The sequence below is a fragment of the Pseudomonas sp. KK18 genome (assembly GCF_037094675.1).
Lineage (GTDB): Bacteria > Pseudomonadota > Gammaproteobacteria > Pseudomonadales > Pseudomonadaceae > Aquipseudomonas.
Genome location: NZ_CP146605.1, coordinates 142,109 through 162,681, shown reverse-complemented (window position 1 = coordinate 162,681; position 20,573 = coordinate 142,109). Strand labels below are relative to the sequence as shown.

The 20,573-nt window shown below is 56.1% G+C and carries 11 protein-coding genes, 2 tRNA genes and 4 rRNA genes; 8 read left to right on the top strand and 9 right to left on the bottom strand.

Annotation, left to right across the window (positions count from 1 at the left end):
- Positions 1 to 39: 39 nt before the first annotated feature.
- Positions 40 to 1,920 carry a methyl-accepting chemotaxis protein gene (locus V6607_RS00750; protein ID WP_003218243.1) on the bottom strand — a complete coding sequence of 627 codons (1,881 nt, stop codon included), beginning with the start codon at positions 1,918 to 1,920 and terminating at the stop codon, positions 40 to 42.
- A gap of 279 nt (positions 1,921 to 2,199) precedes the next feature.
- On the opposite strand from V6607_RS00750, the gene V6607_RS00745 reads away from it, so the two are divergent.
- From V6607_RS00745 to V6607_RS00730, 4 genes are all read left to right on the top strand, one after another.
- On the top strand, positions 2,200 to 2,700 hold the full coding sequence (locus V6607_RS00745; protein ID WP_008433614.1) for a sigma-70 family RNA polymerase sigma factor: 501 nt from the start codon (positions 2,200 to 2,202) through the stop codon (positions 2,698 to 2,700).
- On the top strand, positions 2,697 to 3,680 hold the full coding sequence (locus tag V6607_RS00740) for a FecR family protein (RefSeq protein WP_134325509.1): 984 nt from the start codon (positions 2,697 to 2,699) through the stop codon (positions 3,678 to 3,680). The genes V6607_RS00745 and V6607_RS00740 overlap by 4 nt, the downstream gene beginning before the upstream one ends.
- A gap of 105 nt (positions 3,681 to 3,785) precedes the next feature.
- Entirely contained in the window at positions 3,786 to 6,278 is a 2,493-nt protein-coding gene (locus V6607_RS00735) for a TonB-dependent siderophore receptor (RefSeq protein ID WP_008433611.1), read from the top strand.
- Positions 6,279 to 6,349: 71 nt separating this feature from the next.
- A complete protein-coding gene (locus V6607_RS00730; protein ID WP_134325508.1) occupies positions 6,350 to 7,525 on the top strand; it encodes a PepSY domain-containing protein in 1,176 nt (391 codons plus the stop codon).
- 78 nt (positions 7,526 to 7,603) lie between these two features.
- On the opposite strand, the gene rrf (V6607_RS00725) is transcribed toward V6607_RS00730, so the two are convergent.
- From rrf (V6607_RS00725) to V6607_RS00690, 8 genes are all read right to left on the bottom strand, one after another.
- Positions 7,604 to 7,719: ribosomal RNA gene (gene rrf, locus V6607_RS00725) — 5S ribosomal RNA — on the bottom strand.
- 109 nt (positions 7,720 to 7,828) lie between these two features.
- A 5S ribosomal RNA gene (rrf, locus tag V6607_RS00720) occupies positions 7,829 to 7,944 on the bottom strand.
- 153 nt (positions 7,945 to 8,097) lie between these two features.
- Positions 8,098 to 10,991: ribosomal RNA gene (locus tag V6607_RS00715) — 23S ribosomal RNA — on the bottom strand.
- Between the two features lie 232 nt (positions 10,992 to 11,223).
- Positions 11,224 to 11,299: transfer RNA gene (locus V6607_RS00710), tRNA-Ala, on the bottom strand.
- A gap of 30 nt (positions 11,300 to 11,329) precedes the next feature.
- Positions 11,330 to 11,406, bottom strand: a tRNA-Ile gene (locus V6607_RS00705).
- 83 nt (positions 11,407 to 11,489) lie between these two features.
- Positions 11,490 to 13,026 (bottom strand): 16S ribosomal RNA (locus V6607_RS00700).
- Together the 16S, 23S and 5S rRNA genes with 2 tRNA genes alongside form the textbook arrangement of a ribosomal RNA operon.
- A gap of 640 nt (positions 13,027 to 13,666) precedes the next feature.
- Positions 13,667 to 14,887 (bottom strand): CaiB/BaiF CoA-transferase family protein, encoded by a 1,221-nt coding sequence (locus V6607_RS00695; RefSeq protein ID WP_134325507.1) that lies wholly within the window; start codon positions 14,885 to 14,887, stop codon positions 13,667 to 13,669.
- 13 nt (positions 14,888 to 14,900) lie between these two features.
- Positions 14,901 to 16,082 carry an acyl-CoA dehydrogenase gene (locus V6607_RS00690; protein WP_010168706.1) on the bottom strand — a complete coding sequence of 394 codons (1,182 nt, stop codon included), beginning with the start codon at positions 16,080 to 16,082 and terminating at the stop codon, positions 14,901 to 14,903.
- Between the two features lie 157 nt (positions 16,083 to 16,239).
- On the opposite strand from V6607_RS00690, the gene V6607_RS00685 reads away from it, so the two are divergent.
- The 4 genes from V6607_RS00685 (at position 16,240) to V6607_RS00670 (ending at position 20,480) form a co-directional block, all read left to right on the top strand.
- Positions 16,240 to 17,139, top strand: coding sequence for a LysR family transcriptional regulator (locus V6607_RS00685; protein WP_003214745.1), 900 nt, complete (start codon positions 16,240 to 16,242; stop codon positions 17,137 to 17,139).
- Positions 17,140 to 17,586: 447 nt separating this feature from the next.
- Positions 17,587 to 18,708, top strand: a complete 1,122-nt coding sequence (locus V6607_RS00680; RefSeq protein WP_003214747.1) for a Re/Si-specific NAD(P)(+) transhydrogenase subunit alpha — start codon at positions 17,587 to 17,589, stop codon at positions 18,706 to 18,708.
- Positions 18,709 to 18,723: 15 nt separating this feature from the next.
- Complete coding sequence (locus V6607_RS00675; RefSeq protein WP_008439664.1) at positions 18,724 to 19,047, top strand: NAD(P) transhydrogenase subunit alpha; 324 nt, start codon at positions 18,724 to 18,726, stop codon at positions 19,045 to 19,047.
- Complete coding sequence (locus tag V6607_RS00670; protein WP_003214748.1) at positions 19,044 to 20,480, top strand: NAD(P)(+) transhydrogenase (Re/Si-specific) subunit beta; 1,437 nt, start codon at positions 19,044 to 19,046, stop codon at positions 20,478 to 20,480. The genes V6607_RS00675 and V6607_RS00670 overlap by 4 nt, the downstream gene beginning before the upstream one ends.
- Positions 20,481 to 20,573: the final 93 nt, after the last annotated feature.

The following is a 20,573-nucleotide window of genomic DNA, read 5'->3' as shown; positions in this document are numbered from 1 at the left end:
AGACAGGAGCGAGCAGGCTCGCTCCTGTGTGTTCATCGATCAGATTTTGAAACTGTCGACCAACTGCTTCAGGCGGTTGGCCTGTTGAGACAAGGCGTCGCAATCCTTCAAGGTTTCGTTGAGGTTGGCCACGCCCTGCTGGTTCAGCAGGTTGATCTGGTTGATGTCGACGTTGAGGGTTTCCACCACGGCGGTCTGTTCCTCGGTGGCGGCCGCTACCGACTGGTTCATCCCGTCGATCTCGACGATCCGCTGCGTCACGCTGACCAGGCGTTCACCGGCCTGGTTGGCGACCTCGACGCTTTCTTCACTCGAGGTCTGGCTGGCGTTCATCGTGGTCACGGCCTCACGCGAGCCAATCTGCAGCGAGGTGATCATTTTGTGGATCTCTTCTGCCGACTCCTGGGTGCGGTGCGCCAGGTTGCGTACTTCATCCGCCACCACGGCAAACCCACGCCCGGCCTCACCGGCACGTGCCGCTTCAATCGCGGCGTTGAGGGCCAACAGGTTGGTTTGCTGGGAGATGCCTTTGATCACGTCCAGGATGTGGCCGATGTTGTCGGTGCTGGCGTTCAGGGTTTCAATCTGCGTGCAGGACAGGCTGATTTTTTGCGAAAGCTCCGACATCGCCAGGATGGTTTTCTCAACCACCTTGCGCCCATCATCGGCCTGCTCACTGGCACCGCTGGCGTGTTGCGAAGCATCAGCAGCGTTGCGCGCGATTTCCTGCGTGGCGGCCCCCAGTTCGTTGATCGCTGCGGCCACGCTGTTGGTGCGCGCGCTTTGTTCGTCGGAACCGATGATCGACGCATTGGACGAGGCCATTACTCGCTGGGACAGGTCGTGCACCTGGCGCGTCGCCGAGGAAACTTCGGAAATCGACGCGTGAATACGCTCGACGAATTGGTTGAAGGCACTGCCCAAGTCACCGAACTCGTCCTTGCTTTCCACTGTCAGGCGGCGGGTCAGGTCACCCTCGCCCTGGGCGATGTCCTGCATGGCGCGGCCCATGGTGGTCAGCGGGCGCATCAAGACCTGGATCAGGACGCTGAGGAACACGGCAATGGCGGCAACCGCAATGAACATGGCGATCAATGCCGAGGTGCGGAACTTACCCAGCGGTGCGTAGGCTTTGTCTTTGTCGATCGACAGGCCGATGTACCAGTCGGCATTCGGCAACCCGCTGATCGGGGTGAAGGACAAAATCCGTTCCTGGCCATTCAAGACCACTTCCTGGCTGAGCTTCTCGATGCGCACGTTGGTGCCGGGATAGATGTCCTTGAGGTTCTTCATCACCTGGTCCTGGTCCGGGCTGACGATCACCTGACCATCACCGCTGACCAGGAATGCATGGCCGATGCCGCCGAAATCCACCGAGTTGATGATCTTCACCAGGGTTTGCAGGCTCAGGTCACCGCCGACCACGCCAAGCAGTTCGCCATTCTTTTTCACCGGCATCGCGATGGTCACGATCAGCCCGCCTACCGCAGCCATGTAGGGCGGTGTAAGCATGGTCTTGTCGGCTGCGACAGCTTGCTTGTACCAGGGACGCTGACGCGGATCGTAGCCGTCGGGCATTTTGGCGTCGGGACGCTGGGTGAACACGCCGTTGGTGGAACCGACGTAGGTGAACTGGAAGTTGGAGGTAAATGCCGACTGGTCGACCAACCCCGGAAGATCGGCAGAGCTGCCTTGATGGGCCACGTTTTGCGCGAGGCTTTCCAGTACCAGCACCCGCCCGCTGAGCCAGTTCTGCACGCTGCTGGCGGTGAGTTCACCGGATTGCTGAATGGACGACTCCAGGTTTTGCCGGATGGTATTGCGCTGCAAGTAGTCGTTGTAGAACGTGAATAACGCGAAGGCCAGAACCACTACGCCTGACGCGGCCAACAGAATTTTATGACTGAACTTGAGATTCATTTCATTGACTTCTTTTTGCCAAAAGGGGGTGAGCGTGCCGGATGCAACATTCCATGTAACGGTATAGGCAGACTCTGCGACTGCTCTATTTCGGTGCACGCATGGCTCGTCAGGCTTTCGGCCAAGGCAGGATAAATCTTAGGAATTTGTGAGAAGCATCTGCTTTTAATGTCAGAAACCGACCAGTGGTAGCGCTCTAACGTCAGGAGTTGCAAAATTTTTCAGGCTTGTCGACAATGCGACTAATTATCATTTGTGACGCTTTGCCAGGCCGTGTGAATGCCCTCATCCGAGTACGCAGTACAGACGCTTTACAGCAACCATCATGGCTGGCTGAACACTTGGCTGCGCAGCCGTCTGGGTAACGCAGCGGATGCGGCGGACCTGGCCCAGGACACGTTCGTGCGGCTGCTGCAAAAAACCGAACGTTTCGAACTCAAGGCCCCTCGCGCTTTCCTGCGCACTATCGCGCGGGGCCTGGTGATCGATCATTGGCGTCGCGAAGAAATCGAGCGCGCCTACCTGGAGTCCATCGCGCATTTGCCCGAAGCCTTGGCGCCGAGTGCTGAAGAACGTGCGTTGATTCTGGAATTGCTGGAGTCCATCGCCCGGCTTCTGGACGGACTCAAGCCCAAGGTACGCAAGGCGTTTCTACTGGCTCAATGCGACGGCCTGACTTACAAGCAGATTGCGCAGCAGATGGGTGTATCACTGCGTTCGGTGGAACGCTATGTCGCCGAGGCGCTTTATCACTGTTATGTGCTGCGGTATGAGGCATGACCTCGATGGATAACACCGCGCGCGCAGGAATCGACCCGCAGGTGGTCAAGCAGGCCATCAGCTGGATGCTGCGCCTGCGTAACAATCGCGCCAATGTCCGCCTGAAGGCGCAGTGCGAGCACTGGCGCGAGGCTCATCATGAACACGAGTTGGCCTGGCAACGCGTGCAGGCACTGCAGCATGAATTAAGCAGCCAGTTGGCGGCGATTCCCGGGGCCCATGTGGCGCTGGAGAACAGTGCCCAGCGCCTTGGGCGCCGGCAGGCATTGAAGGTATTGTCCGGCGTGCTGTTGATGGGTTCGGCGGCCTGGGTCAGCCGAGACCTCACCGGCTGGCAGCGTTGGACCTCTGACCTGGCTACCACCACTGGCGAACGCCGTAGCGTGCAACTACCGGATGGCACGCGCCTGCAGCTCAATACCGATAGCGCAGTGGACCTCGACTTCAACCCGCAACAACGCTTGATCACATTGGTGCGCGGGGAAATCCTGGTGACCTGCGGCGCCGCGGCGACCGCCCCCCTGCTGGTTCGCACCCGTCATGGTTTGTTCGAAGGAATAGACGGGCGATTTGTGGTGCGCCAGGACAGCGATTGCACACGCCTGAGCGTCGCGTCAGGCAACGTGGCGATTCATTCACCGCATACCGCCGACGGGCTTTTCACTCAAGTGCATGCAGAAGAAAGCTACCTGGTGCGTCAGAATGCGGCCGCTCTGGCGCCGCCTTCGGATATGGATACAGGGGCCTGGGCCGACGGATTGATCGTCACCCGCAACATGCGTCTTGCCGACTTCCTGGCGGAGGTGGGGCGCTATCGCCATGGTTATCTGGGCTGCTCGAGCGATATCGCAGATTTGCGCTTGTCTGGTGTTTTTCGCCTGGAGGACACCGAGAAACTATTGGCGATCCTTCCGCAGACGCTGCCTGTGCGCCTGCGCTATCGCACCCGCTGGTGGGTGAGCCTGGAGCGTCAGGCCTGATTATTTTTGGCGTGCCTGATTTATTTTTGGCGGCTTTTTTCCGTGAGTCCGGCTTAGACGGTAAGCAATTCAATCTGCCTTCAGCGACCTCTACGGATCTCGATAATGACTGTGCGTTTTTTCAGCAACTCTCCCTCTTCCTACCCTTTGCTCGGCAAAGCCGTACGCGCAGCATTGCTGTCGACCACGATGGGCATCGGCTTGCTGCCAGTGGCCGGTGTCGCGGCTGATAGCGGGGTCGAACGTATCAGCCAGCGCTATGACATCCCGGCAGGCGCGCTGAGCGATGTGCTCAATCAGTTTGCCCGTCAGGCAGGCATCACCCTTTCGAGCACGCCTGCGCAGACTCAGGGCCGACAGTCTCCCGGGCTGCACGGGGAGTACTCGGCCGAACAGGGCCTGAGCCAATTGCTCAACGGCTCAGGCTTGCAGGCGCAGGCGCAGGACGACGTGAGTTTCGTGTTGCAGGTCCAGCCCGAGAGCGAGGCGCTGACCTTGCCGACCACCGACATCAAAGGCTTCGCCCTGGGTAATGCCCTGGGCAGCATGGAAGGCTACAACGCGACCCACAGCCAGATCGCCACCAAGACCAGTACCGCGCTGCTGGAAACGTCTCAGACGGTTTCAGTGGTGACCCGCGAGCAGATGGACGACCAAGGCTCGCAAACCGTTGCCCAGGCCATGCGTTACACCCCTGGCGTGCTGACCAACCCTTATGGCGCCACTCACCGCTATGACTATGTGGCGATGCGTGGTTTCAACGACGGTTCGGTGGATAACATCTACCTGGACGGTTTGAAATCCATGGGTGACAGCGGAACCTACAGCACCATGCAGGTGGACCCGTATTTCCTCGAGCGCGTAGATATCCTCAAAGGACCGTCATCGGTGCTCTACGGGCGCAGCTCGCCGGGTGGGCTGGTGGCGTTGACCAGCAAGAAGCCATTGTTTGAGCCATACCATCAGGTCCAGGCCACGATAGGTTCCCAAGGGCAGCGAGGCATGGGTTTCGACTTCAGCGGCCCGGTGGATGACGACAAGCGCATTGCTTACCGACTGACCGGGCTTGCAGACAAGTCCGACACGCAATTCGACCATGCCAAGGAAAAACGCTACGCGCTGGCACCCACCTTGAGCATCGACTTTACCGATGACACGTCCCTCACACTCCAGGCTTACCTGCAGCATGACCCCGACGGTGGCTACCACGGAGGCATGCCGGCAGATGGCGCGTTGCACCAGCGCAACGGCCAGCGGATCTCCAACCACTTCTTCGAAGGCGAGCCGGGCATTGATGGGTACAAGCGTGATCAACAGTCGTTCGGCTATCAGTTCGAGCATCGCTTCAATGATGTTTTCACCGCGCGGCAGAACTTTCGGTATCTGGACTCCAAGGTCCGGCTGGACCAGGTATATGCCTATGGCTGGACTACGCCCACCAGTAATGAGTTGAATCGCTATTACTCAGGCGGTGACGAAAAGCTGCATGCGTTCATCATCGACAACATGCTGCAGGCTGAATTTTTTACCGGCGCGACCAAGCATACGGTGTTGATGGGGGCGGACTATCAGCGGCGCAAAACCGTCGTGGACTGGAGCAGCGGCTCTCTTGCGCCAATCAATGCGTTCAACCCGGTGTATGGCAATTCCGAGATCAGCTATTACAGCCCAACCAGTTATCTGCGCCGGCTCGAGCAGACCGGCGTTTACCTGCAAGACCTGATTGAGATGGACAAGTGGCGGTTCTCCCTCGGGCTGCGTCAGGACTGGGTTGAGACCTCCGATGAAAATCGCATTGCCGAAGCGGGACGACCGCTGGGCACAGAGATCAGTGATAAACGTACCAAACTGACCGGCCGGGCCGGAGCGCTCTACTTGTTTGATAACGGTCTCGCGCCCTACGTCAGCTATTCCGAATCCTTCAACCCGAACTCCTATTCGGACAGTGCCGGCAATCCCCTTGCACCTACCGACGGCACCCAGTGGGAAGTCGGCTTGAAGTATCAGCCGCCGGGTACCGACAATTTGTTCACGGCCTCGCTGTTCCGCATCGACCAGGAAAACCTGGCGACCAAACTGCCGCAGGAAAACTTCTATCGCGCGGTCGGCGCTGTGCGCTCCCAGGGCCTGGAGCTGGAGGCGCATATGCAGTTGACCGACCATCTCAAATTGTTGGGCAGCTATACCTTCACCGATATCGAGTATTCGAAGTCGATGGTCAGCACGCTGAGTACCGCAGACAACGTGATCGAGAACAAGGGGAACTCGCCGACGCAGGCGCCGCGTCATATGGCGTCGGTATGGGCAGACTACAAGTTCGATAGCGGCGCACTGGATGGCCTGCGACTCGGTGGTGGTGTTCGTTATGTCGGCTACAGCTGGGCAGATGCGGAGAACACCATGAAGGTGCCCGCCTACACGCTGTTTGACGCCTCGATGGGTTATGACCTTGGCAAGGTTGGACTGAAGGGTGTGGATGTACGCCTGAATGCCAACAACCTGACGAACGAGTCGTACGTGGCGTCGTGTGCCAGTTTGAACTTCTGCTACCTGGGTGAAGAGCGCAACGTCAGTGCGACGGTGAGCTACCAGTTCTAATCCCTCTCGATTCATACAAAGCCAGTTCCTGATTCCAGGCGCTGGCTTTGTCGTCTTTGCAGGAAATTTTTATGCGCGCATTGCTGGTTTTAATTCATCGCTACGTCGGGTTGGCAACGGCGTTGTTTCTGATGATGGCGGGACTCACGGGCAGCCTTCTGGCGTTTAACCATGAGTTGGATGAATGGCTCAATCCCGGCTTTTATCAAGCCACGGCCAAAGGTTCGGCATTGCCGCCAGGTGAACTGGTGGACACGCTGCAGGGGCAGCATCCCAAACTGCAAGTCTGGTACATGGAGTATCCACAAGAGGCCGGTCATACCGCGATGCTGGCGGCAGTTGCGAGAAACGATCCGGCGACGGGCAAACCCTTTGAGGAGCCCAACCAGGTCTTTTACCTGGATCCGGTCAGCGGCGAAGAAATGGGCCGGCGTGTTTGGGGGGCTTGCTGCTTTCAGCGCGAGAACTTCATTCCGTTCATTCTGGAATTTCACTACAACCTGACACTGCCGGGTAATTGGGGTTTGTGGCTGATGGGACTGGTGGCGATCGCATGGGTGTTCGATTGTTTTATCGCGCTGTGGCTGACCCTACCGAGAGGTAAACCGTTCTGGAAGAAGTGGTCCACGGCGTGGAAGATCAAGGGCGGCCACGCTTATCGGCTGAACTTCGACCTGCATCGTGCAGGCGGGTTATGGCTTTGGCTGTTGTTGCTGCCGATTGCAGTCAGCAGCGTCGCGATGAATTTGCCGAGCCAGGTGTTCAAGCCTGCTGTCTCGCTGTTCTCATCGGTTAAGCCTAGCGTCTATGAGGCCCGTGGCAGGTTACCCGCCGAGCAATTGGGCGTGACACAACTGAGTTATCAACAGGCCTATGAGCGGGCGCTGGAGGAAGGCAAGCGGCTGGGACTGACGGCGGCGATTGGAGAGCTTTACTACAGCTTTGAGTACAACTTTTATGGGGCGGGTTTTGGACAACATGATACCGAGGCCCATGGGAAATCCTGGTTGTTTTTCCACGGGACGGATGGGCGTTTACTGGGGCAGGAAATAGCAGGGCAAGGTACGTTGGGAGAGCGCTTTTATCGGCTGCAACTGCCGATCCATGGGGGCAGGATCATCGGGGTGACGGGTCAGGTGCTGATTGCGCTGCTGGGAGCTGTGATCGCGATGTTGTCTGCTACCGGGATCTATATATGGTGGCGCAAGTTAATGGCCAGGCGAAGCAGTAAGGCACGCAAAGGGTGAGCCGGTTCTAGTTGTTTGCCCAGCCCTTAAACGACAAAACCCCTGTCTGCGCTAGCAGACAGGGGTTTCGGAATTCAATCTTGACGATGACCTACTCTCACATGGGGAAACCCCACACTACCATCGGCGATGCATCGTTTCACTGCTGAGTTCGGGATGGGATCAGGTGGTTCCAATGCTCTATGGTCGTCAAGAAATTCTGTGTACCAGACCGTTGCGTTCGCAACGTGCCGGTGAAAATCATGGACTTCTACATAAACAAAACCCCTGACTGCATAAGCAATCAGGGGTTCTGGAATTTAATCTTGACGATGACCTACTCTCACATGGGGAAACCCCACACTACCATCGGCGATGCATCGTTTCACTGCTGAGTTCGGGATGGGATCAGGTGGTTCCAATGCTCTATGGTCGTCAAGAAATTCGGGTACTGAGTCGCGGCCAGCTGGCCTCGCTTCAGCAAATTGGGTATGTGATAGCTTTCGGTGTTTTGCAAGATCTCGAACTTTCGGTTCGTTTCGTCTTCACACACCGCAATCTGGTCTCTTCGACGCAAATTGCTTGGGTGTTATATGGTCAAGCCTCACGGGCAATTAGTATTGGTTAGCTCAACGCCTCACAGCGCTTACACACCCAACCTATCAACGTCGTAGTCTTCGACGGCCCTTCAGGGAACTCAAGGTTCCAGTGAGATCTCATCTTGAGGCTAGTTTCCCGCTTAGATGCTTTCAGCGGTTATCTATTCCGAACATAGCTACCCGGCAATGCCACTGGCGTGACAACCGGAACACCAGAGGTTCGTCCACTCCGGTCCTCTCGTACTAGGAGCAGCCCCTCTCAAATCTCAAACGTCCACGGCAGATAGGGACCGAACTGTCTCACGACGTTCTAAACCCAGCTCGCGTACCACTTTAAATGGCGAACAGCCATACCCTTGGGACCGGCTTCAGCCCCAGGATGTGATGAGCCGACATCGAGGTGCCAAACACCGCCGTCGATATGAACTCTTGGGCGGTATCAGCCTGTTATCCCCGGAGTACCTTTTATCCGTTGAGCGATGGCCCTTCCATACAGAACCACCGGATCACTAAGACCTACTTTCGTACCTGCTCGACGTGTCTGTCTCGCAGTCAAGCGCGCTTTTGCCTTTATACTCTACGACCGATTTCCGACCGGTCTGAGCGCACCTTCGTACTCCTCCGTTACTCTTTAGGAGGAGACCGCCCCAGTCAAACTACCCACCATACACTGTCCTCGATCCGGATAACGGACCTGAGTTAGAACCTCAAAGTTGCCAGGGTGGTATTTCAAGGTTGGCTCCACGCGAACTGGCGTCCACGCTTCAAAGCCTCCCACCTATCCTACACAAGCAAATTCAAAGTCCAGTGCAAAGCTATAGTAAAGGTTCACGGGGTCTTTCCGTCTAGCCGCGGATACACTGCATCTTCACAGCGATTTCAATTTCACTGAGTCTCGGGTGGAGACAGCGCCGCCATCGTTACGCCATTCGTGCAGGTCGGAACTTACCCGACAAGGAATTTCGCTACCTTAGGACCGTTATAGTTACGGCCGCCGTTTACCGGGGCTTCGATCAAGAGCTTCGCGTTAGCTAACCCCATCAATTAACCTTCCGGCACCGGGCAGGCGTCACACCCTATACGTCCACTTTCGTGTTTGCAGAGTGCTGTGTTTTTAATAAACAGTCGCAGCGGCCTGGTATCTTCGACCGGCATGAGCTTACGGAGCAAGTCCTTCACCCTCACCGGCGCACCTTCTCCCGAAGTTACGGTGCCATTTTGCCTAGTTCCTTCACCCGAGTTCTCTCAAGCGCCTTGGTATTCTCTACCCAACCACCTGTGTCGGTTTGGGGTACGGTTCCTGGTTACCTGAAGCTTAGAAGCTTTTCTTGGAAGCATGGCATCAACCACTTCGTCATCTAAAAGATAACTCGTCATCAGCTCTCGGCCTTAGAATCCCGGATTTACCTAAGATTCCAGCCTACCACCTTAAACTTGGACAACCAACGCCAAGCTGGCCTAGCCTTCTCCGTCCCTCCATCGCAATAACCAGAAGTACAGGAATATTAACCTGTTTTCCATCGACTACGCTTTTCAGCCTCGCCTTAGGGACCGACTAACCCTGCGTCGATTAACGTTGCGCAGGAAACCTTGGTCTTTCGGCGTGGGTGTTTTTCACACCCATTATCGTTACTCATGTCAGCATTCGCACTTCTGATACCTCCAGCAAGCTTCTCAACTCACCTTCACAGGCTTACAGAACGCTCCTCTACCGCATCACCCGAAGGTGATACCCGTAGCTTCGGTGTATGGTTTGAGCCCCGTTACATCTTCCGCGCAGGCCGACTCGACTAGTGAGCTATTACGCTTTCTTTAAAGGGTGGCTGCTTCTAAGCCAACCTCCTAGCTGTCTAAGCCTTCCCACATCGTTTCCCACTTAACCATAACTTTGGGACCTTAGCTGACGGTCTGGGTTGTTTCCCTTTTCACGACGGACGTTAGCACCCGCCGTGTGTCTCCCATGCTCGGCACTTGTAGGTATTCGGAGTTTGCATCGGTTTGGTAAGTCGGGATGACCCCCTAGCCGAAACAGTGCTCTACCCCCTACAGTGATACATGAGGCGCTACCTAAATAGCTTTCGAGGAGAACCAGCTATCTCCGAGCTTGATTAGCCTTTCACTCCGATCCACAGGTCATCCGCTAACTTTTCAACGGTAGTCGGTTCGGTCCTCCAGTTAGTGTTACCCAACCTTCAACCTGCCCATGGATAGATCGCCCGGTTTCGGGTCTATTCCCAGCGACTAGACGCCCTATTAAGACTCGCTTTCGCTACGCCTCCCCTATTCGGTTAAGCTCGCCACTGAAAATAAGTCGCTGACCCATTATACAAAAGGTACGCAGTCACAGAACAAAGTCTGCTCCCACTGCTTGTACGCATACGGTTTCAGGATCTATTTCACTCCCCTCTCCGGGGTTCTTTTCGCCTTTCCCTCACGGTACTAGTTCACTATCGGTCAGTCAGTAGTATTTAGCCTTGGAGGATGGTCCCCCCATATTCAGACAAAGTTTCTCGTGCTCCGTCCTACTCGATTTCATGACTAAGAGATTTTCGCGTACAGGGCTATCACCCACTATGGCCGCACTTTCCAGAGCGTTCCGCTAATCTCAAAGCCACTTAAGGGCTAGTCCCCGTTCGCTCGCCACTACTAAGGGAATCTCGGTTGATTTCTTTTCCTCAGGGTACTTAGATGTTTCAGTTCCCCTGGTTCGCTCCATACACCTATGTATTCAGTGTAAGGTAACCATCTTATGATGGCTGGGTTCCCCCATTCAGACATCTCCGGATCAAAGTCTGTTTGCCGACTCCCCGAAGCTTTTCGCAGGCTACCACGTCTTTCATCGCCTCTGACTGCCAAGGCATCCACCGTATGCGCTTCTTCACTTGACCATATAACCCCAAGCAATCTGGTTATACTGTGAAGACGACATTCGCCGAAAATTCGCAATTACTCACAAATTTTACCTTAGCCTGATCCGTTACCAGTGAAAGTAACGTTCAGTCTATCTTTCTATCACATACCCAAATTTTTAAAGAACGATCTAATCAAAGACTAGAAATCAACATTCACCATCATATCGATGGAATGCTCATTTCTAAGCTTTCAAGACAGAAGCAGTAGTGGTGGAGCCAAACGGGATCGAACCGTTGACCTCCTGCGTGCAAGGCAGGCGCTCTCCCAGCTGAGCTATGGCCCCGTATTTCTACAGGCGTTTCCCACACAAAATTGGTGGGTCTGGGCAGATTCGAACTGCCGACCTCACCCTTATCAGGGGTGCGCTCTAACCAACTGAGCTACAGACCCAATTTCGGGCTGCTTCTTTATCGTCTTCTTCAATGAATCAAGCAATTCGTGTGGGAACTTATGGAGCAGCTGATGTCGTCGATTAAGGAGGTGATCCAGCCGCAGGTTCCCCTACGGCTACCTTGTTACGACTTCACCCCAGTCATGAATCACACCGTGGTAACCGTCCCCCCGAAGGTTAGACTAGCTACTTCTGGTGCAACCCACTCCCATGGTGTGACGGGCGGTGTGTACAAGGCCCGGGAACGTATTCACCGCGACATTCTGATTCGCGATTACTAGCGATTCCGACTTCACGCAGTCGAGTTGCAGACTGCGATCCGGACTACGATCGGTTTTCTGGGATTAGCTCCACCTCGCGGCTTGGCAACCCTCTGTACCGACCATTGTAGCACGTGTGTAGCCCAGGCCGTAAGGGCCATGATGACTTGACGTCATCCCCACCTTCCTCCGGTTTGTCACCGGCAGTCTCCTTAGAGTGCCCACCATAACGTGCTGGTAACTAAGGACAAGGGTTGCGCTCGTTACGGGACTTAACCCAACATCTCACGACACGAGCTGACGACAGCCATGCAGCACCTGTCTCAATGTTCCCGAAGGCACCAATCTATCTCTAGAAAGTTCATTGGATGTCAAGGCCTGGTAAGGTTCTTCGCGTTGCTTCGAATTAAACCACATGCTCCACCGCTTGTGCGGGCCCCCGTCAATTCATTTGAGTTTTAACCTTGCGGCCGTACTCCCCAGGCGGTCAACTTAATGCGTTAGCTGCGCCACTAAGAGCTCAAGGCTCCCAACGGCTAGTTGACATCGTTTACGGCGTGGACTACCAGGGTATCTAATCCTGTTTGCTCCCCACGCTTTCGCACCTCAGTGTCAGTATCAGTCCAGGTGGTCGCCTTCGCCACTGGTGTTCCTTCCTATATCTACGCATTTCACCGCTACACAGGAAATTCCACCACCCTCTACCATACTCTAGCTCGTCAGTTTTGAATGCAGTTCCCAGGTTGAGCCCGGGGATTTCACATCCAACTTAACGAACCACCTACGCGCGCTTTACGCCCAGTAATTCCGATTAACGCTTGCACCCTCTGTATTACCGCGGCTGCTGGCACAGAGTTAGCCGGTGCTTATTCTGTCGGTAACGTCAAAACAGCAAAGTATTAATTTACTGCCCTTCCTCCCAACTTAAAGTGCTTTACAATCCGAAGACCTTCTTCACACACGCGGCATGGCTGGATCAGGCTTTCGCCCATTGTCCAATATTCCCCACTGCTGCCTCCCGTAGGAGTCTGGACCGTGTCTCAGTTCCAGTGTGACTGATCATCCTCTCAGACCAGTTACGGATCGTCGCCTTGGTGAGCCATTACCCCACCAACTAGCTAATCCGACCTAGGCTCATCTGATAGCGCAAGGCCCGAAGGTCCCCTGCTTTCTCCCGTAGGACGTATGCGGTATTAGCGTCCGTTTCCGGACGTTATCCCCCACTACCAGGCAGATTCCTAGGCATTACTCACCCGTCCGCCGCTCTCAAGAGAAGCAAGCTTCTCTCTACCGCTCGACTTGCATGTGTTAGGCCTGCCGCCAGCGTTCAATCTGAGCCATGATCAAACTCTTCAGTTCAAACATCTTTGGGTTTTTAAGAAACCCTAAACTTGGCTCAGCAATCGTTGGTTACATCTTTGATTTCTCGCGGAGTAACTTGTGATGCTGATAATCTTGTTGACTATCAGTCTGACTCCACAAGCACCCACACGAATTGCTTGATTCAGTTGTTAAAGAGCGGTTGGTTAAGATCTTTCGTCTCAACCGAGGCGCGCATTCTACAGCAGCCTCATTTGCTGTCAAGTGATTATTTTCAGAAGTTTTCAAAGTTTCCTTTGTAACTTCAACCACTTGCGCTTCCGATCTCTCGTTAGCGGGAGGCGAATTCTACAGCGTTACACGCTGCTGTCAACACCTCTTTTTCTCCGCTTTCGACCGAGAAGATCGAAACGTTAATAGGGCCAAACAACACTGCCTTACTAACTCCTTCTGGGCCTCGATGATCTGAAGCAACTCGCTGCCGAAACCTACATAACTCTTTGTTTACCAAGGAGTTTTCCGTTTCGACTGCGCCGGAAGTGGGGCGAATTATAGACTTCCAGAATCTGCCGTCAACCCTTAATTCAGCTTTTCTATCAAATAGGCATTTCTGGCTAAAAACCGACCAACTTCCCTCCATATAGAGAGCCTCAACAACCCTCTATATAGAAGAGAAGCTTCAGATGACCCCGGCCTCCCTCAAAGCCGACACATTCGCTGGCGTCAAACCCAGCACTTGCTGCAGCACCTGATGGGTATGCTCACCCAACAGCGGAGGTGCGCTGCGGTATTCAACAGGCGTCTTGGACAGGCGCATAGGACTTGCCACCTGGGGCACAGTACCAGCCAACGCATGAGGCAACTGCATCGCCAACCCGCGCGCTTTTACCTGAGGATCGGCAAACACCTGCGCCAGGTCATTGATCGGGCCGCAAGGCACACCTACTCGCTCCAGCTGAACTACCCATTCAGCCGTGCTCTTGAACACGGTAGCCTGACGGATCAACGGAATCAGCACCGCCCTGTTAGCCACTCGCAGCTTATTAGTAGCAAACCTAGGATCATCCGCCCACTGGGGCTGCCCAGCCACTTCGGCAAATTTGCGGAACTGCCCATCATTACCCACAGTAAGAATGAAGTCGCCATCCGCCGTAGGAAAATCCTGATAGGGAACGATATTCGGATGAGCGTTACCCAGGCGCTTTGGAGAGACGCCCGTCGTCAGGTAGTTCATCGCCTGATTAGCCAGACAAGCCACCTGCACATCCAGCAACGCCATATCGATATGCTGGCCGCCACCATCATGATCCCGGTGAGCCATGGCCGCCAGGATCGCAACTGTCGAGTAAAGCCCCGTAAGAATATCCGTCAGCGCCACTCCAACCTTAACCGGCCCGGCGCCGTCTTCACCCTCCGGGCGGCCAGTCAGGCTCATCAGCCCGCCAAGCCCCTGGATCATGAAGTCGTAGCCCGCCCGCGTCGCATAGGGCCCGGTCTGACCAAACCCGGTAATCGAGCAGTAGATCAACTCCGGATTGATCTCCTTGAGCGACTCATAGTCCAACCCATAGGCCGCCAAGCCGCCTACCTTGAAGTTCTCGATCAGAATGTCGGACTTCGCCGCCAGGTCACGCACCAGCTTCTGGCCCTCCGGCCGCGTGAAGTCGATCGTCACCGATTCCTTGTTGCGATTGGCAGACAGGTAATACGCCGCCTCAGTGGTGTTTTCCCCATACGCATCCTTGAGGAAGGGTGGCCCCCAGGCACGAGTGTCGTCGCCATTCCCGGGCCGCTCGACCTTGATCACTTCAGCGCCAAGGTCTGCAAGTATCTGCCCGGCCCAAGGGCCCGCCAGCACTCGCGACAAATCCAGTACCCGCAGGTGCGAAAGCGCGCCCATGGTCGTTCTCCTATTAATAGAACGCCTGAATACCGGTTTGCGCTCGCCCCAGGATCAATGCATGCACGTCGTGAGTACCCTCATAGGTATTCACCACTTCAAGGTTGACCAGGTGGCGGGCAATGCCGAACTCATCCGAGATGCCGTTACCACCGAGCATGTCACGCGCCATCCGGGCAATGTCGAGCGACTTGCCACACGAGTTACGCTTCATGATCGAGGTGATTTCCACAGCCGCAGTGCCCTCATCCTTCATACGACCCAACCGCAGGCATCCTTGCAGCGCCAGGGTGATTTCAGTCTGCATGTCTGCGAGCTTCTTCTGGATCAGTTGAGTAGCCGCCAAAGGCCGCCCGAACTGCTGGCGATCAAGGGTGTACTGACGCGCGGTATGCCAGCAGAACTCCGCGGCCCCCAAGGCACCCCACGAGATCCCGTAGCGTGCCGAGTTAAGGCAAGTGAACGGTCCTTTCAGGCCACGCACATCCGGGAAGATGTTCTCTTCAGGAACAAACACGTTATCCATGACGATTTCACCGGTGATCGAGGCGCGCAATCCGACCTTGCCGTGGATCGCCGGAGCACTCAGGCCTTTCCAACCCTTTTCCAGCACGAAGCCGCGAATGTCGCCCGCATCGTCCTTGCCCCACACCACGAACACATCCGCAATCGGGCTGTTGGTAATCCACATCTTGCTGCCAGTGAGGCTGTAGCCGCCATCCACTTTGCGCGCGCGGGTAATCATCGCGCCCGGGTCGGAACCATGGTTAGGCTCGGTCAGGCCAAAGCAGCCAATCCATTCACCAGAGGCCAGCTTCGGCAGGTATTTCTGCTTTTGCGCTTCGGTACCGAATTCATTGATAGGCACCATCACCAGTGAGGACTGCACACTCATCATCGAACGGTAGCCAGAGTCCACACGCTCTACTTCACGAGCGATCAGGCCATAGCTGACGTAGTTCAATCCACTGCCACCGTACTGCTCTGGAATCATCGCCCCCAGCAGGCCGGTCTCACCCATTTCGCGGAAGATCGCAGGGTCAGTCTTTTCATGGCGGAAGGCTTCGAGAACACGGGGCGCCAGCTTGTCCTGGGCGAACTGTTCGGCACTGTCGCGCACCATGCGTTCTTCTTCGGTGAGCTGTGAATCCAGCAGCAGTGGATCGATCCAGTTGAAGCTTGCCTTACCGCCCATGAGTGAGTCCTCGCGAAGTAAATCAAAAGTCGTGCATGGAGCCTAGGCCGGGCAGGCGAGGAGGGCAAACGAGGATTTTGCATAGCCTTGTGCTAATTTCTCACTCCGTAACATTCAAAAGCGGCATAGATGCTCTTTACTTGTGAGGTCACGGTACATGCGCAGAAAAATTCCCAGCACCACGGCGCTGGTCAGTTTCGAGGCTGCAGCCCGCCACGAGAGCTTTACCAAGGCGGCACAGGAGCTTTCGATCACCCAGGGCGCAATCTGCCGACAAATCGCCAGTCTTGAGGAGTTTTTAAGTGTCGAGCTGTTTCGACGCTCGCGCCGGGGCGTGAAACTGACAGAAGCAGGGCTTTCCTACAGTCGCCGGGTGGCTACGCAACTTGACGCCGTGGAACGCGACACCCTTTCGATCATGGGACAGCAGGGCACCAACGTTATTGAACTGGCGGTGGTCCCGACCTTCGGCACCCAATGGCTGATCCCGCGCCTCAAGGACTTTCAGCACCAGCATCCCGAAGTCACCGTCAACCTGACCAACCGCACACGGCCTTTCCTGTTCGCCGATACCGAATTCGACGCGGCAATCTACTTTGGCGATGCCGACTGGTCCGGTACCGAATCCCACAAACTGATGGGAGAAAACCCGCTCCCGGTATGCAGCCCGCGCTTGCTGGGCGATCGCACGCACTTCACTGCACACGAAATCGCCGAACTGCCCCTGCTGCAACAAACCACTCGACCCTATGCCTGGCGCCAGTGGTTCAACGCGCAACAGCTGGACATACCCCGCGACATGACAGGCCCGCGTTACGAGCTATTCTCCATGTTGTCCCAGGCAGCCATGCACGATATGGGCATTGCACTGATACCGCCGTTCCTTATTCAAAGGGAACTGAGCGATGGGCACTTGGTGATTGCCAGCCCTCAGGTACTGGCGAGCTCAAAGGCTTACTACCTGATGATTCCCGAGAGAAAGGTCGAATCAGCTTCTCTGCATGCGTTCAGAGACTGGCTGATTGATCAGTCGCATCGTTACAACCCCAATATCTAAAGGGTCTTCGTCAATTTATTAACTTTGTAGTCAACAAAATAAAATACCTACATATGTATATATATGTCGCAATTTAGAAGACCGCATCTTTTGACCCTGAAATGGCCTTTAAGCCATGTAGGTATTGGCCTGTAGCCATAAAATTGCAGCGATGCCCAAACATTCACGTCGGCGATGGAGATGCGATGATATTTCGGTAAAAACTCTTTAATCTCCTGTATTTAAACGACTTTAATCTATCCATTGCGACAATCGGTCACGGGGTGACTTGTAGTTAATTTTTCGTCACCCGTCATAATCTCTTGAAGGCCGTAAAGTTCGCCTGCAAAATGCCGCGCCCCGCTGTATTTCAGCGGGATCGTGCTGATCGGCCGCCCAGATTCGCCTGTCGTGGCGCACTGGCCTTTTACAAAAATCAAAGCAAAAAGATCATGCAGGAGATTTGACGTGCACATTGGTGTTCCTCTCGAAACCCAGACCGGTGAAACGCGGGTGGCTGCCACCCCGGAAACCATCAAGAAGCTGATCGGCCAGGGCCACAAGGTCACTGTGCAAAGCGGGGCAGGCATCAATGCCAGTGTCGTCGACAGTGCCTATGAAGCGGCAGGCGCAACCATTGGCAACGCCAGTGATGCATTCGGCGCCGAGCTGATCCTCAAGGTAGTCGCCCCCAATGACAGCGAACTGACGCTGATCAAAAGCGGCGCAGTGCTGGTGGGCATGCTCAATCCGTTCAGCAACGAAACCATCACCCGACTGGCCGAGCATGGCATCACGGCCTTTGCCCTTGAGGCCGCGCCGCGCACCTCCCGCGCGCAGAGCCTGGATGTGCTTTCTTCCCAGGCAAACATTGCCGGCTACAAGGCTGTACTGCTCGCCGCCCATCACTACCCACGCTTCATGCCAATGCTGATGACCGCCGCCGGAACGGTGAAAGCCGCTCGCGTGCTGATTCTTGGAGCTGGTGTAGCAGGGCTGCAGGCGATCGCTACCGCGAAACGCCTGGGTGCGGTCATCGAAGCGTCCGACGTGCGTCCGGCGGTAAAGGAACAGATCGAATCCCTGGGCGCCAAGTTCGTCGACGTGCCATACGAAACTGATGAAGAACGTGAATGCGCGGTCGGCGTGGGCGGTTACGCGCGCCCAATGCCAACAAGCTGGATGCAGCGCCAGGCCCTGGCCGTGCATGAACGTGCCAAGCAAGCCGACATCGTCATCACCACCGCATTGATTCCGGGTCGCAAGGCACCGACCCTGCTCAGCGCCGAGACCGTCGCACAGATGAAGCCAGGCTCGGTGGTCATCGACCTCGCCGCAGCCCAGGGCGGCAACTGCCCGCTGACCGTGGCAGACCAGGTGGTCGTGGAAAACGGTGTGACCATCTGCGGCCCGACCAACCTGGCCGGCGCCGTCGCCGCCGATGCCTCGGCGCTGTACGCACGCAACCTGCTGGACTTCCTGAAGCTGGTCTTCACCAAGGAAGGGCAGTTTGAAATCAACCTCGAAGACGACATCGTCGCCGCGTGCCTGATGTGCCGCGACGGCCAAGTCATCCGCAAAAACGCCTAAGCAGGGATTCAGACGATGGAAGAGCTTATCTCCCCCGGTATCTACAACCTGATCATCTTCGTGCTGGCGATTTATGTCGGTTATCACGTGGTCTGGAACGTCACCCCGGCCCTGCACACCCCGCTGATGGCCGTGACCAATGCGATTTCGGCGATCGTGATCGTCGGCGCCATGCTGGCAGCCGCACTCACCGTGACACCACTGGGCAAGACCATGGGCACCCTGGCCGTAGCCCTCGCGGCGGTCAACGTGTTCGGTGGCTTCCTGGTTACCCGCAGGATGCTTGAGATGTTCAAGAAGAAAGCCCCGAAAGCAAAAGAAGAGGCGCCATCGTCATGAGCATGAATCTGGTCACGACGCTCTACCTGATCGCGTCGATCTGCTTTATCCAGGCCCTTAAAGGCCTGTCACACCCGACGACGTCCCGGCGCGGCAACCTGTTCGGCATGCTCGGCATGGCGCTGGCAGTGCTCACCACCGTGGGCCTCATCTATAAGCTCGGCGCCGAACTGGCCACTGCCGGCATTGGCTACGTCATCGTTGGCCTGCTGGTCGGCGGCACCGCCGGCTCGATCATGGCCAAGCGAGTGGAAATGACCAAGATGCCGGAGCTGGTGGCGTTCATGCACAGCATGATCGGCCTGGCTGCAGTGTTTATCGCCATCGCCGCAGTCGTGGAACCACAGTCGCTGGGTATCGTGAAACACCTGGGGGATTCGATCCCCGCCGGTAACCGCCTGGAGTTGTTCCTCGGTGCAGCCATCGGTGCAATTACGTTCTCCGGCTCGGTCATCGCCTTCGGCAAGCTGTCGGGTAAGTACAAGTTCCGCCTGTTTCAGGGCGCACCGGTACAGTTCGGCGGTCAGCACAAGCTGAACCTGGTGCTGGGGCTGTTGACACTGGGCCTGGGCCTGGCCTTCATGTTCACCGGCAACCTCAGCGCCTTCGCATTGATGCTGGCCCTGGCGTTCGTGCTGGGCGTGCTGATCATTATCCCGATTGGCGGCGCCGACATGCCGGTGGTCGTCTCGATGCTCAACAGCTACTCCGGCTGGGCTGCGGCGGGGATCGGCTTCTCGCTGAACAACTCGATGCTGATCATCGCCGGTTCGCTGGTGGGTTCAAGCGGTGCGATCCTGTCGTACATCATGTGCAAGGCGATGAACCGCTCCTTCTTTAATGTACTGCTCGGCGGTTTCGGCAACACGGCAGACGCCGCCGGCCCGGCCGGCTCGAAAGAAGCGCGCCCGGTGAAATCCGGCTCGGCTGACGATGCAACCTTCCTGCTGACCAACGCCGATACCGTAATCATCGTACCGGGCTACGGCCTGGCGGTGGCACGGGCACAACATGCACTGAAAGAGCTGACCGAGAAGCTGACCCACCGCGGCGTGACCGTGAAGTACGCGATCCACCCGGTTGCAGGCCGTATGCCTGGTCACATGAACGTATTGCTGGCCGAGGCAGAAGTGCCTTACGACCAGGTGTTCGAGATGGAAGACATCAACTCCGAGTTCGGCCAGGCCGACGTGGTGCTGGTGCTAGGCGCCAACGACGTGGTCAACCCGGCCGCCAAGAACGATCCCAAGTCGCCCATCGCGGGCATGCCGATCCTCGAAGCGTTCAAGGCCAAGACCATCATCGTCAACAAGCGCTCGATGGCCAGCGGCTATGCCGGCCTGGACAACGAACTGTTCTACCTGGACAAGACCATGATGGTCTTCGGCGACGCCAAGAAGGTCATCGAAGACATGGTCAAGGCCGTCGAATAAACACTGCGCCAGCGCAATACCCAAAACCCTGGCCTTTAGTAGGCTGGGGTTTTTTATTGCCGGTAAAAACCGACAAAAGGCTCTAAATCGCTG

Excerpts from the sequence above, each read along its gene's own strand:
- V6607_RS00735 (WP_008433611.1), top strand. The coding sequence starts at position 3,786 with ATGACTGTGCGTTTTTTCAGCAACTCTCCCTCTTCCTACCCTTTGCTC.
- V6607_RS00730 (WP_134325508.1), top strand. The coding sequence starts at position 6,350 with ATGCGCGCATTGCTGGTTTTAATTCATCGCTACGTCGGGTTGGCAACG.
- V6607_RS00675 (WP_008439664.1), top strand. The coding sequence starts at position 18,724 with ATGGAAGAGCTTATCTCCCCCGGTATCTACAACCTGATCATCTTCGTG.
- V6607_RS00685 (WP_003214745.1), top strand. The coding sequence starts at position 16,240 with ATGCGCAGAAAAATTCCCAGCACCACGGCGCTGGTCAGTTTCGAGGCT.
- V6607_RS00750 (WP_003218243.1), bottom strand. The coding sequence starts at position 1,920 with ATGAATCTCAAGTTCAGTCATAAAATTCTGTTGGCCGCGTCAGGCGTA.
- V6607_RS00745 (WP_008433614.1), top strand. The coding sequence starts at position 2,200 with ATGCCCTCATCCGAGTACGCAGTACAGACGCTTTACAGCAACCATCAT.
- V6607_RS00695 (WP_134325507.1), bottom strand. The coding sequence starts at position 14,887 with ATGGGCGCGCTTTCGCACCTGCGGGTACTGGATTTGTCGCGAGTGCTG.
- V6607_RS00690 (WP_010168706.1), bottom strand. The coding sequence starts at position 16,082 with ATGGGCGGTAAGGCAAGCTTCAACTGGATCGATCCACTGCTGCTGGAT.
- V6607_RS00670 (WP_003214748.1), top strand. The coding sequence starts at position 19,044 with ATGAGCATGAATCTGGTCACGACGCTCTACCTGATCGCGTCGATCTGC.
- V6607_RS00740 (WP_134325509.1), top strand. The coding sequence starts at position 2,697 with ATGACCTCGATGGATAACACCGCGCGCGCAGGAATCGACCCGCAGGTG.